Annotated in this window: 11 protein-coding genes; all 11 read left to right on the top strand. The window is 46.8% G+C overall.

The window, feature by feature from the left end; translation table 11 throughout:
* Nucleotides 1-110: 110 nt before the first annotated feature.
* The 11 genes from NXX38_RS07210 to NXX38_RS07160 all read left to right on the top strand — a co-directional run bounded on the left by NXX38_RS07210 (nucleotide 111) and on the right by NXX38_RS07160 (nucleotide 13,853).
* On the top strand, nucleotides 111-674 hold the full coding sequence (locus NXX38_RS07210) for an ORF6N domain-containing protein (RefSeq protein WP_148367824.1): 564 nt from the start codon (nucleotides 111-113) through the stop codon (nucleotides 672-674).
* Between the two features lie 14 nt (nucleotides 675-688).
* On the top strand, nucleotides 689-2,887 hold the full coding sequence (locus tag NXX38_RS07205) for a DPP IV N-terminal domain-containing protein (protein ID WP_258978926.1): 2,199 nt from the start codon (nucleotides 689-691) through the stop codon (nucleotides 2,885-2,887).
* Nucleotides 2,888-2,952: 65 nt separating this feature from the next.
* Nucleotides 2,953-4,227 carry a phosphoribosylamine--glycine ligase gene (gene purD / locus NXX38_RS07200; protein ID WP_258978925.1) on the top strand — a complete coding sequence of 425 codons (1,275 nt, stop codon included), beginning with the start codon at nucleotides 2,953-2,955 and terminating at the stop codon, nucleotides 4,225-4,227.
* A gap of 236 nt (nucleotides 4,228-4,463) precedes the next feature.
* On the top strand, nucleotides 4,464-5,474 hold the full coding sequence (locus NXX38_RS07195) for a hypothetical protein (protein WP_258978924.1): 1,011 nt from the start codon (nucleotides 4,464-4,466) through the stop codon (nucleotides 5,472-5,474).
* Entirely contained in the window at nucleotides 5,459-5,938 is a 480-nt protein-coding gene (locus NXX38_RS07190; RefSeq protein ID WP_117610918.1) for a YqaA family protein, read from the top strand. The genes NXX38_RS07195 and NXX38_RS07190 overlap by 16 nt, the downstream gene beginning before the upstream one ends.
* Before the next feature lie 66 nt (nucleotides 5,939-6,004).
* Nucleotides 6,005-6,751: a tRNA (5-methylaminomethyl-2-thiouridine)(34)-methyltransferase MnmD gene (gene mnmD, locus NXX38_RS07185; protein WP_234131826.1), complete on the top strand. Its 747-nt coding sequence runs from the start codon at nucleotides 6,005-6,007 to the stop codon at nucleotides 6,749-6,751.
* 44 nt (nucleotides 6,752-6,795) lie between these two features.
* Nucleotides 6,796-7,725 (top strand): metal ABC transporter solute-binding protein, Zn/Mn family, encoded by a 930-nt coding sequence (locus NXX38_RS07180; RefSeq protein ID WP_074559799.1) that lies wholly within the window; start codon nucleotides 6,796-6,798, stop codon nucleotides 7,723-7,725.
* Nucleotides 7,726-7,762: 37 nt separating this feature from the next.
* Nucleotides 7,763-8,584, top strand: coding sequence for a metal ABC transporter ATP-binding protein (locus NXX38_RS07175; protein ID WP_234131746.1), 822 nt, complete (start codon nucleotides 7,763-7,765; stop codon nucleotides 8,582-8,584).
* Nucleotides 8,585-8,783: 199 nt separating this feature from the next.
* Nucleotides 8,784-12,197: a DUF2723 domain-containing protein gene (locus tag NXX38_RS07170; RefSeq protein WP_258978923.1), complete on the top strand. Its 3,414-nt coding sequence runs from the start codon at nucleotides 8,784-8,786 to the stop codon at nucleotides 12,195-12,197.
* A gap of 126 nt (nucleotides 12,198-12,323) precedes the next feature.
* Nucleotides 12,324-12,944: a polysaccharide deacetylase family protein gene (locus tag NXX38_RS07165; protein WP_258978922.1), complete on the top strand. Its 621-nt coding sequence runs from the start codon at nucleotides 12,324-12,326 to the stop codon at nucleotides 12,942-12,944.
* A gap of 678 nt (nucleotides 12,945-13,622) precedes the next feature.
* On the top strand, nucleotides 13,623-13,853 hold the full coding sequence (locus tag NXX38_RS07160) for a hypothetical protein (protein WP_148367870.1): 231 nt from the start codon (nucleotides 13,623-13,625) through the stop codon (nucleotides 13,851-13,853).
* The last annotated feature ends 90 nt before the right edge of the window (nucleotides 13,854-13,943 follow it).

The following is a 13,943-nucleotide window of genomic DNA, read 5'->3' as shown; positions in this document are numbered from 1 at the left end:
TACTAACGCACTGATACTCAATATGAGGTTGCAAATTACGACCTCAAGTTTGAACAACAATAATGTTAAGTAATAGGCGTAGATAGTAAACCAAAAAGTTAGACTAGAAAATGAATGAATTAGTCATTATAGAAAATAAGATATATGAAATCAGGGGACAAAAGGTTATGCTTGACTTTGATTTGGCAGAAATGTATGAGATTGAAACAAAGAACCTGAAACGAACAGTAAAAAGGAATATAAATCGTTTTCCTGCGGATTTTATGTTTCAGCTTACAAAATCAGAAGCTAACTTACTGATAAACAATATAAGGTGCCAAAATGGCACCTTAGAAATAAACTGGTTTAGATATCAGCCCTATGCCTTTACCGAACAAGGAGTCGCAATGCTATCAGGTCTTTTAAATAGTGAAAAAGCCATCGAAGTCAACATCAACATCATGCGAGCCTTCGTCCACATGCGCCAATACCTGCTCTCCCATGCACCCAAACAGGAATTGGAAGAATTGAGAAAAAGGATTGAATACTTGGAAGAGGACATATCCTCCGACAGAGAAAGCTACGAGAAGCAATTTGACGACCTATTCACCGCTTTTGCCAAATTGAGTGCTGCCATTCAAATAAAGCAGACTCCTTTGGACAGAGTAAAAATAGAAGGATTTAAAAACAAATAATAAAGAAAAGAGCAATGAGTAAAATTGGAAAAAGAGCCATTCTGTTATTATTGGCACTACCAATCGGATTCAATGTTATGGCACAAGAAACCAAAAAACCGACGCTGGAAGAACTGATTCCGGGCGGCGAGAGTTACCGCTATGCAGAAAACCTGTACGGGTTGCAATGGTGGGGCGACGAATGTATCAAGCCAGGAGTAGATACCCTTTATTCAATTCAACCCAAAACCGGGAAAGAAACAATGGTTATCACTCGCGAGCAAATCAACAAAGTGCTTGAAGAAAACAAGGCAGGGAAGTTATCGCATCTGTATTCCGTCCGTTTTCCATGGGCAGACAAGCCACAAATGCTATTCACGATAGCAGGAAAGTTCATTGTATATGATTTCAAGAACAATCAGGTTGTCAGCACTTTCAAACCAAAGGACGGGGCGAATAATGAGGACTATTGCGCAGCCAGTGGAAATGTGGCTTACACGATAGATAATAATCTATATGTGAATGAGAAAGCAGTAACCAATGAACCCGAAGGCATCGTTTGTGGACAAACAGTGCACCGCAATGAATTCGGTATCAACAAAGGAACTTTCTGGAGTCCGAAAGGTAACCTGCTCGCTTTCTACCGTATGGATGAAAGCATGGTGACACAATACCCGCTTGTAGACATCACTGCGCGCGTAGGCGAAGTGAACAATGTACGCTATCCGATGGCAGGAATGACGAGCCATCAGGTAAAAGTAGGGATTTACAACCCCGCTACCGGCAAAAGCATTTATCTGAATGCAGGCGATCCGACAGACCGTTATTTCACCAATATCAGCTGGGCACCGGATGAAAAGAGCCTCTACCTGATCGAAGTAAACCGCGATCAGAATCATGCCAAACTCTGCCAGTACAATGCAGAAACAGGAGAACCCATGGGAGTTCTCTATGAAGAAATGCACCCTAAATACGTTGAGCCGCAAAACCCCATCGTATTTCTGCCGTGGGACCCTACCAAGTTCATCTATCAAAGTCAGCGTGACGGCTACAATCATCTTTATCTCTTTGAGGCAGATGCAGCAAACAAGAAAGGTGAAACCTATAATAGCGCCAACGGTGGCAGTTATTTCCAAGCCGGTAAAGTGAAACAGTTGACCAAAGGTAACTGGCTGGTCAGCGAAATCCTGGGATTCAACACAAAGCGTAAAGAGATCATTTTCACTGCCATAGAAGGTTTGAGAAGTGGACATTTTGCAGTAAACGTAAGCAATGGAAAGATAAGCCAGCCGTTCGAAAATTGCAAGGAAAGCGAACATAGCGGAGCACTTAGTGCTTCCGGTACATACCTTATCGACCGTTATTCCACCAAAGACCAACCCCGCGTCATCAACCTGGTAGACACCAAAAACTTCAAAGAAACAGCCAACCTGCTGACAGCTGAAAATCCTTACGACGGATACCAGATGCCAAGCATCGAAACCGGAACAATCAAAGCGGCAGACGGCACTACCGACCTGCATTACCGCCTGATGAAGCCGGCAAACTTCGATCCGGCTAAGAAATATCCCGTCATCGTATACGTCTACGGAGGTCCTCACGCACAATGCGTCACCGGAGGATGGCAGAACGGCGCACGCGGATGGGACACCTACATGGCAGGCAAAGGCTATATCATGTTCACCATCGACAATCGCGGTAGCAGCAACCGCGGACTAACATTTGAAAATGCCACCTTCCGCCGTCTCGGTATCGAAGAAGGCAAAGACCAAGTGAAAGGCGTTGAATTCCTGAAATCCCTCCCCTATGTAGACAGCGAACGCATCGGCGTACACGGATGGAGTTTCGGAGGCCACATGACTACCGCCCTGATGCTCCGTTACCCGGAGATATTCAAAGTAGGCGTTGCCGGAGGTCCGGTAATCGACTGGGGTTACTATGAAATAATGTACGGCGAACGCTATATGGACACACCGGAAAGCAATCCGGAAGGCTACAAAGAATGTAACCTGAAGAATCTTGCCGGCCAACTGAAAGGTCACCTGCTGATTATTCACGACGATCATGACGATACCTGCGTGCCACAGCACACCCTGTCGTTTATGAAAGCCTGTGTAGATGCCCGCACTTATCCCGACCTGTTTATCTACCCGTGCCACAAGCACAACGTAGCAGGCCGCGACCGTGTACATCTGCACGAGAAAATCACCCGGTACTTTGAGCAGAATTTATAAAACCTGCAAAGTCCACCGCATCCATACGAATCATATATAACAGTATAACTTATAATAGCACAAAGATGAAGATATTATTACTAGGCTCGGGCGGCCGCGAACATGCACTGGCATGGAAAATTGCCCAAAGTCCGAAAGTTGAAAAACTGTACATTGCTCCGGGAAATGCCGGAACAACTGCCGTAGGCGAGAATGTCAACATCAAAGCAACTGATTTTGAAGCCATCAGCGCTTTCGCTCTGAAAGAGAACATTCAAATGGTAGTAGTAGGCCCCGAAGATCCGTTGGTAAAAGGAATCTACGACTACTTCCAGAACCGTCCGGAGCTAAAGCATATCGCCGTTATCGGCCCTTCGGCTCAAGGAGCAGAACTGGAAGGAAGCAAGGAGTTTGCCAAAGGCTTCATGATGCGCCACAACATCCCGACAGCCCGCTACAAAAGCATCACTTCCGCAAACCTCGAAGAAGGTCTTGCTTTCCTCGAAACGCTGGAAGCTCCCTATGTATTGAAGGCTGATGGTCTTTGTGCCGGAAAAGGAGTTCTCATCCTCCCTACGCTAGACGAAGCGAAGAAGGAATTGAAAGAAATGCTGGGTGGCATGTTCGGCTCTGCATCGGCAACTGTTGTAATCGAAGAGTTCCTAAGCGGTATCGAATGTTCTGTATTCGTACTGACAGACGGAGAACACTATAAAGTCCTCCCCGTAGCCAAAGACTACAAACGCATCGGTGAAGGTGATAAAGGACTGAATACAGGCGGTATGGGTAGCGTAACCCCCGTTCCGTTTGCCGATGAAGTGTTTATGGAGAAAGTTCGCACCCGCATCATTGAGCCGACCATCAACGGCCTGAAAGAAGAAAATATCACCTACAAAGGCTTCATCTTCCTCGGTCTCATCAAGGTGAAAGGTGAACCGATGGTGATCGAATACAACGTCCGCATGGGCGACCCGGAAACAGAAAGCGTGATGCTTCGCATTCAAAGCGACTTCGTAGAACTGCTTGAAGGCACTGCCACAGGCAACCTGAACGAAAAAACACTGGTGATGGACCCGCGTTCGGCAGGCTGTGTCATCCTTGTCAGCGGAGGTTATCCCGAAGCCTACGAAAAAGGATTCCCTATCAGCGGACTGGAACAGGCTGCCGCTACCGACAGCATCATTTTCCATGCCGGAACAGCAATGAAAGACGGACAAGTAGTGACGAACGGAGGACGTGTGATTGCCGTTTGCTCTTACGGTGCAACGAAAGAAGAGGCACTGGCACAGAGCTACAAAGTGGCAGACATGATCGACTTCGACAAGAAGTATTTCCGCCGCGATATCGGATTCGATTTGTAATTCAAGTTTCGCACGCAAGTAGCCCTATTCCGCATAGCGTTGAACATCATTGACTTGTCAAGCATTAATAGTTGAGTTATCAAGTATTAATAGTTTAGACGACAATTGTTAATACTTGAGGAATCAGGTATTAACAGCTGACAGGATGGTTGTCAACATCGAGCATGCAGGATATTAATATCCAGAATATCAACCGAATGTACCTATAGTATCAAGAGATAACAAGTAATAAACTCATGAGAAATAAAAGACTACAAAGTCAAGTGACGGCAGGACGGTGGACCCTGCCTGCCGTTATCTTTATCTGCGCCCTGTGCTGGGTGTTGACTTACTTTTTATTTCCCAATTCCATAGCCTCAACCGTACTCGAAGGCAGCCCTTCTGCCTGGCAACCCACCCGTGATTTTCTGCTTCCGGGATGGGCAGACCGGATTGTCAGCTTCCTGATTTATGCAACCATCGGCTACTTTCTGATAGAGTTGAACAATCAGTTCAGCATTATCCGTATGAGGGCATCCATGCAGACGGCTATCTATTTCCTGCTGGTCACCGTCTGCCCGAAAATGCATTTCCTATATACAGGAGATATTGTTGCCCTAGGCTTTCTCATTTCCATTTATTTTCTGTTTAAAAGCTACCAGCAAACTCAAGCTGCGGGTTATTTATTCTATTCCTTCTTCTTTATCGGAGCAGGAAGTATTCTGTTCCCACAGTTCACCATCCTCTCGATGCTTTGGTTGCTCGAAGCCTACCGTTTCCAGTCGCTCACTCCGCGTAGTTTCTGCGGTGCGCTGCTCGGATGGATGCTGCCATACTGGATGTTGTTCGGACACGCCTTCTTCTACAACGAGATGGAGTTGTTCTACCGCCCTTTCAATCAGCTACTAACTTTCGGGGAATTCTTCAACCTGCAAATCCTCCAGCCTTGGGAACTGGCAATACTCGGCTATCTGTTGGTGATGTTCATCGTCAGTGCCGTCCATTGCATCGCCGCCGGATTTGAGGATAAGATACGCACACGCGCCTATCTCCAATTCCTGATAGACCTGACGATTTTCCTGTTCCTGCTGATTGCCCTGCAACCGATATATTGCAGTGCCCTATTGCCTTTGCTTATCATAAGCAACAGCATCCTGATCGGACATTTCTTTGTACTGACCAATAGTAAAAGTTCGAATGTGTTTTTCATCCTTTCATTGGTCGGTCTCATCCTCTTATTTGCTTTTAATATATGGACGCTTTTATAGATTCAACGATACAACTCCTCATAGAATGGGGACTCCCGGGATTATTCATCTCGGCTTTATTGGCTGGGAGCATCGTGCCTTTCAGTTCCGAACTGGTACTGGTGGCACTGGTGAAACTCGGCCTGCCCCCGATAGCCTGTCTGATCTCCGCCACTCTGGGCAATACAGTAGGTGGAATGACCTGCTACTACATGGGGCGTCTGGGCAAAATCAGCTGGATTGAGAAATATTTCAAGGTAAAGAAAGAGAAAGTAGACAAAATGGTGAAATTCCTGCAAGGGAAAGGAGCATTGATGGCCTTCTTCACCTTTCTTCCCGCCATTGGGGAAGTGATAGCCATTGCACTGGGATTTATGCGAAGCAACACATGGCTCACCATCGTTTCCATGTTTGTCGGCAAACTGATACGCTATATCCTCCTCCTGTATGTGCTCGAAAGTGCCTGGGATGCTATGGCAGGATAAGAAATAAGTATTAGGTAGTAAGTATAAAGTATTAGACGTTAGGCAGTAAGTATTAGAGATTGTATGATGAAAAGGATTATTGAGAAAACCGATGACGGGAGTGCTACCCTGTTTGTTCCGGAATTGAATGAACATTATCATTCAACGAAAGGGGCACGCACGGAGTCTCAACATATTTTCATCGATATGGGACTTAAAGCCTCTTCCGCCACTACTCCGCGTATTCTTGAAATCGGCTTCGGGACAGGGCTAAACGCCTGGCTCACCCTCGAAGAAGCAGAAAGAAGCGGACGGAATATACACTATACAGGATTGGAACTCTACCCGCTGGAATGGCAGACGATAGAGCAACTAGGATATATCTCCAATGATGAACAATTAACAACGACCGACCGGCAACAACCGGCCATCGAATTGTTTAAGCAACTTCATACATCACCTTGGGAGAAAGACGTGCAACTCACTCCACACTTCACCCTACAGAAAGTAGAGACAGACGTTAATAAATGGGTTGAAAACAGAGAACAGACAATAAGCAATGTCAATGATAGCGTAACCAACGCTGAATCACCTGCCCTGAATACTTCATTTAACCTCATTTACTTCGATGCCTTTGCACCGGAAAAGCAGCCGGAAATGTGGTCGCAAGAACTATTCAACCGCCTCTACGTTTTATTAGATAGAGATGGCATCCTGACCACTTACTGCGCCAAAGGTGTCGTCCGCCGGATGTTACAGACAGCCGGATTCACAGTAGAACGCCTGCCCGGACCTCCGGGTGGTAAACGGGAAATATTACGGGCCCGGAAATAAGAATAGGAACAAGATAAGAAAGAAACCCCGAAATAGAAGAAGTCATGAAAAAACAACTAAAAGATATGAGAACCCTTTTCCTCCTTAGTGCCTGCCTCCTAATGGCAGCCTGCACAGGACGCTCTTCCCAAGCAGGCAACGATGACGAAGCAAAACCGGTGATTACCGTCACCCTGGAACCGCAACGTTATTTCACGGAAGCTATTGCCGGAGATAAATTTAAAGTAGTCAGCATGGTCCCCAAAGGTTCCAGCCCGGAAACTTATGATCCTGTCCCCCAACAACTTGTTTCTCTGGGAGACAGCAAAGCTTATTTCCGCATCGGATACATCGGCTTCGAACAGACCTGGATGGATCGTTTAATGAACAATACCCCCCATATCCAAGTGTTCGACACCTCCAAAGGGATCGACCTCATACTCAACAATGATGATCACGACCACACCCACGGACATAACAGCCACGACGGACATATCCACGCCGTAGAGCCGCACGTATGGAATTCCACCGGTAATGCTTTAATCATTGCAGGAAACACCTACAAAGCCCTTAGCCAACTGGATAAGGCAAATGAAGTATACTACAGAAACCGTTACGATTCGCTCTGCCAGCGCATCCAGCACACCGACAGCCTGATTCGCCGTCAACTCTCCGTTCCCGAAGCAGCCAAAGCCTTCATGATTTATCATCCGGCCCTCTCCTACTTCGCCCGCGACTACGGATTGCATCAGATTTCCATCGAAGAAGGAGGCAAAGAGCCTTCCCCCGCCCATCTGAAAGCCTTGATAGACCTGTGTCAGGCAGAAGATGTACGCGTTATCTTTGTGCAACCGGAATTTGACAAACGCAATGCGGAAACCATCGCGCAGCAAACCGGAACGAAAGTGATCCCTATCAATCCGCTAAGTTACGACTGGGAAGAAGAAATGCTGAATGTAGCCAAAGCCCTTGCGCCACAGGCGGCAACAAAATAAACGTATAAAGAAAGAACCCATCAAGCCATTTCCAACGATGAAACCAATAATCGAAATAAAGAATCTTTCTGCCGGATATGACGGCCGCACTGTTCTTCACGATGTTAATCTAAGCATCTACGAACGGGATTTTCTAGGTATTATAGGTCCGAACGGAGGCGGCAAAACGACGCTTATAAAGTGCATCCTCGGTCTGTTGAAGCCAACGGGAGGGGAAATTATATTCCATACGCCCGAAGAGACCCCTGAAGAGACTTCTGCAAAACCATCTGCCAAAAGTTCCCGGCAAAGTTCTTCCGCAAAATCCTCTCCCCTCCTCGGTTATCTGCCTCAATACAGCACCATAGACCGGAAGTTTCCTATTTCCGTGGAAGAAGTGATTCTATCCGGATTGAGCATACAAAAGTCACTCACTTCCCGATTCACTCCCGAACAGAAGGAGAAAGGCAGACAGATTATTTCCCGCATGGGGCTCGAAGGCCTCGAACACCGTTCTATCGGCCAATTAAGCGGCGGACAACTGCAACGTGCCCTGTTGGGGCGCGCCATCATCTCCGACCCTGCGGTATTGATTCTCGATGAACCCAGCACGTATATCGACAAGCGTTTCGAAGCGCGTCTTTATGAGTTATTGGCTGAAATCAATAAAGGGTGTGCCATCATCCTTGTCAGCCATGATATCGGTACCGTGCTACAACAAGTAAAATCCATCGCTTGTGTCAACGAAACGCTGGATTACCATCCGGATACAGGCGTCACTACCGAATGGCTGGAAAGAAACTTCAACTGCCCTATCGAGCTATTGGGACACGGTACATTGCCTCACCGGGTTTTAGGAGAGCATCATCACCATCATTAAACATAGACTTTATATAGATATCCGGCTATCTTGTTTTAAAATGTATCTTCCCTCTCTGCTGCCTCCCGGAAGAGTGAAAGAGATAGTAAATCACCCCTTTGTTACTTAATATTTCTTACTTTCTTCCTCATTATCCTTACAAATCACTATCTTTGCGACCTCATAATTTGTTTTTAACGAATAAACTACGATAGTGCTAATGAAACAGTACAGAACCGTAAACAACCTTATGGGTTGGCTTACATTCATCATTACGGCAACCGTCTACTGCCTGACAATAGAACCAACCGCAAGTTTCTGGGATTGCCCGGAGTTCATAACCACCGGCTATAAACTGGAAGTCGGACACCCGCCCGGCGCACCTTTCTTCATGCTGATGGCGAACCTGTTTACTCAATTTGCTTCCGACGTGACTACCGTTGCTAAAATGGTGAACTACATGAGCGCCCTGATGAGCGGTGCCTGTATCTTGTTCCTTTTCTGGAGCATCACCCATCTGGTACGCAAATTGATTATCACTGACGAAAACAATATCACCAAAGGACAGCTTATCACGATTATGGGTAGCGGACTGGTGGGTGCACTGGTCTATACGTTCAGTGACACATTCTGGTTCTCCGCCGTAGAAGGTGAAGTATATGCCTTCTCCTCCCTGTTTACCGCTGTCGTTTTCTGGTTGATTCTGAAATGGGAAGACGTGGCCGACCAGCCTCATAGCGACCGCTGGATTATCCTCATCGCCTATCTGACGGGATTAAGTATCGGTGTCCACCTGCTGAACCTGCTTTGTCTGCCCGCCATCGTATTGGTATACTACTACAAGAAAACTCCAAACGCTACTGCCAAAGGTTCGTTAATCGCTCTCTGCGGTTCAATGGTGCTCGTTGCTGCTGTGCTATACGGCATCGTACCGGGTATTGTGAAAGTAGGCGGCTGGTTTGAGCTGTTGTTTGTCAACGGACTCGGAATGTCGTTCAATTCAGGTGTAGTGGTTTACATCATCCTGCTTGCAGCCGCTCTAATCTGGGGCGTATACGAAAGCTATACCGAAAAGAGCAAAACACGCATGGCTATCTCCTTTATCCTGACGATTGCTCTACTGGGTATCCCGTTCTACGGACACGGAGCCAGCAGTATCATCATCGGTATTTTGGTGATCGCCGCACTGGGACTTTACCTCGCTCCGAGTGTACAGGCCAAGATCAAAGAGAGATGGCGTATCACCGCCCGCACCATGAACACGGCTTTGCTGTGCACCATGATGATCGTAATCGGATATTCTTCTTATGCACTGATCGTTATCCGTTCTACTGCCAACACTCCGATGGACCAGAACTCACCGGAAGATATATTCACACTGGGCGAATATCTCGGTCGTGAACAATACGGAACCCGCCCGCTTTTCTACGGTCCTGCCTTCTCTTCGAAAGTGGCACTCGATGTAAAAGACGGATATTGCATCCCGCGCCAGTCGGAAGCAGGAAGCAAGTTTGTCCGCAAGGAAAAGACTTCGCCCGACGAAAAAGACTCTTATATCGAACTTCCCGGACGTGTGGAATACGAATATGCACAGAATATGCTTTTCCCGCGTATGTACAGTTCGTCACACGCACCGCTCTACAAACAATGGGTGGACATCAAGGGATATGACGTTCCTTATGACCAGTGTGGAGAAATGGTGATGGTAAACATGCCTACCCAATGGGAAAATATCAAATTCTTCTTCTCCTACCAGTTGAACTTCATGTACTGGCGTTACTTCATGTGGAACTTTGCCGGACGGCAGAATGACATACAGGGTAGCGGAGAAATCGAGCACGGCAACTGGATCACCGGTATTCCGTTTATCGACAACCTGCTGGTAGGTAACCAGGAATTGCTTCCGCAAGATCTCAAAAACAATAAAGGTCATAATGTATTCTACTGTCTGCCGCTGATTCTCGGTTTGATCGGACTCTTCTGGCAGGCTTACCATAGCCAGCGAGGCATCCAGCAGTTCTGGGTGGTATTCTTCCTGTTCTTTATGACAGGTATCGCCATTGTGCTCTACCTCAACCAAACTCCTGCACAACCCCGTGAACGAGACTATGCGTATGCCGGTTCGTTCTACGCCTTTGCCATCTGGGTAGGTATGGGAGTGGCAGGCATCATCCGTATGTTGCGGGATTATGCCAAGATGCAGGAACTTCCGGCAGCCGTTCTGGCTTCTGTTCTCTGTTTGTTCGTCCCCATCCAGATGGCGGGACAGACATGGGATGACCACGACCGCAGCGGACGCTTCGTTGCCCGCGACTTCGGACAGAACTACCTGATGACTTTGCAGGAAGAAGGCAACCCGATTATCTACACCAATGGTGATAACGATACCTTCCCATTGTGGTACAATCAGGAAACGGAAGGTTTCCGCACGGATGCCCGTACCTGTAACTTAAGTTACCTGCAAACAGACTGGTATATCGACCAGATGAAACGTCCGGCCTACGATTCTCCGTCACTCCCTATCACTTGGGACCGTGTGGAATACGTGGAAGGACAAAACGAATATATCTCTATCCGTCCGGAAATGAAGGCTCTCATCGACAGCTATTTCAAACAGGCAAACGAACTGGCTGCACAAGGAGACACTACCATATTGTCACTCGTTCACTCCATCTTCGGTGAGAATCCTTATGAACTGAAGGAAATCATCAACCGCTGGATGCTTGGCAAGAACGACCAATTGAAAGAACTTCTCAAAAAGACAGGAAAAGAAATACAGCTCCCGCTCATCCCTACGGACAGCATCGTCATGAAGATAGATAAGGAAGCCGTACGCCGCTCCGGCATGAAGATTCCGGAAGCTCTGGGCGACTCTATCCCCGAATACATGACAATCACCCTTAGAGACGCCAACGGCAACCCGAAACGCGCCCTCTACAAGAGTGAACTGATGATGCTCGAGATGCTTGCCAATGCCAACTGGGAACGACCTATCTATATGGCAATCACCGTAGGAAGCGAAAACCATCTGGGCATGGGCAACCACTTCACACAGGAGGGTCTCGCCTACCGCTTCACTCCGTTCGATACGGACAAGCTGGACAGCAAGATCGACAGTGAAAAGATGTACGACAACCTGATGAACAAGTTCAAGTTCGGCGGTATCGACAAACCGGGTATCTACATTGACGAGAACGTGATGCGCATGTGCTACACGCACCGCCGTATCTTCACGCAACTTGTAGGTCAGCTCATCAAAGAAGGCAAAAAGGACAAAGCACTCGCCGCGCTCGATTACGCTGAAAAGATGATTCCGGCATACAACGTACCGTATGACTGGGCAAACGGCGCCTTCCAAATGGCAGAGTCTTATTATCAACTGGGACAGAACGAGAAAGCCAACAAGATCATCGACGAACTTGCCAACAAGTCGCTCGAATACATGATCTGGTATCTTAGCCTGAACGATAACCAGCTTGCCATCGCCAGCGAAAACTTCGTGTACAACGCCAGCTTGCTTGACGCCGAAGTCCGCTTAATGGAAAAATACAAATCAGAAGAACTCGCAAAACATTACTCAACGCAACTCGATCAACTATACAACGAATACGTAACGAGAATGAAAGGGAAATAAATATCAAGTATTAAGTAATAAGTATTAAGTATTATTCGCAGCTTCCGACATATCTTCCGCACGGTATAATACCTAATACTTATTACTTAATACTTATTACTTAATACTTGTTTAACGCAGATTTTCATGTTTATAGAACAACCACCTTGGCTTTTCCGGGCGTTGTATCCACAGGCTATCTTCCGGATGGACCCGAATGAACGGGCAGTCTATCTGACTTTCGATGACGGCCCCATCCCCGAAGTGACTCCCTGGGTACTGGAAATACTGGAAAAGCATCATATTAAAGCTACCTTTTTCATGGTAGGCGACAATATACGCAAACACCCGGATGAATACCGGATGGTGGTAGAGCACGGACACCGCATCGGCAACCATACTTTCAACCACATCCGTGGATTTGAATATTCCAATCCGGATTACCTGGCAAATGCCAGAAAGGTAGATGATATGATTCATTCCGATCTCTTCCGTCCGCCACACGGACATATGGGATTCAGGCAGTATTATACGTTGCGCTATCATTACCGCATTATTATGTGGGATCTCGTGACCCGTGATTACAGTAAACGGATGAGTCCGGAACAAGTGCTGAACAACGTGAAACGCTATGCGCGAAACGGTTCCATCATCACTTTCCACGATTCGCTGAAGTCATGGAACAACGGCAACCTGCAATACGCACTTCCACGCGCTATCGAATTCCTGAAAGAGGAAGGCTATGAATTCAAGGTTTATAATCTTTGAGAAAACAGAAACTTCGAAAAGAACAGAGCTTCCTGATAAGAAAGGAAGGTTTCTGATGAATAAAAAAAGCTCCCTGACAAGAAGAAAAAATATAAGCCGAGGTATTATACCCCGGCTTTTGTAGTTTAAAGCCCGTTTCGTGCCCAAAATTGAAAGATTCCTCCTCTTTCTTATAAGATGTCAGCGCAACCGCATTTCGCCCGGTAAAGGGCAAAAAGAGGGCAAAACAACCTGCATTCAAAAAGTTTCTGATTCACATTACCCTTTCCAACCGTATTTTTTTATACATTTGCAACGTTCTCTTCCGCAGAAAGCCTTCGGGTGACGGGAGAGAGATGTTTATATTGAGAAGACGTTTACAAGCGTTTGTCATTTGTGTTCAAAACTTCGCAAACTTTGACCTATCGGAATGACGGACAGCAACTAAGACGTCCTCCTGATGTGTATTTATATACATCCGTGCCTCACTTTGACAAACAAAGGGAGGTTACGGGTGTTGTACATATCGGCGTGGGCTTTCTACGTTGTTCGTTCCCGGTAGTTGGCATTGCGAAGGCCTTGAACACGGAACGGACGAAGATGAGATTCCCACGCCTTTTCTATATATTCCTGTCAACATTAGATGAATTTGTCCGCCCAACGGGAGTCTGGGGGGACACACATAAGCAGAATAGGCACATGATTCATGCGGGACAACTTATTGAACGCACGCTTCACGAACAGGGACGCACCGTCACCTGGTTCGCTACCCAACTATGCTGCACACGCCCCAATGTTTACAAGATATTCCGGAAAGAGAATATCGACATCCACCTGCTCTGGCGCATCTCCTGCATCCTCGGACACGATTTCTTCCGCGATTTTTCCGACAGCATCAACACCGGAAACTTCCCGAGTGTATCCAAATAGGATACAATTCCGTTTCTTTCTTGGAACTATGCTTTCTCCCAGTGGTATACTCCTTTCGCATACCTTTGCAGACATATTAACATCTAATCA

The sequence above is a fragment of the Bacteroides sp. BFG-637 genome (assembly GCF_024793605.1).
GTDB classification, from domain to species: domain Bacteria; phylum Bacteroidota; class Bacteroidia; order Bacteroidales; family Bacteroidaceae; genus Bacteroides; species Bacteroides vicugnae.
This window is presented reverse-complemented; position numbering and strand designations above follow the sequence as displayed.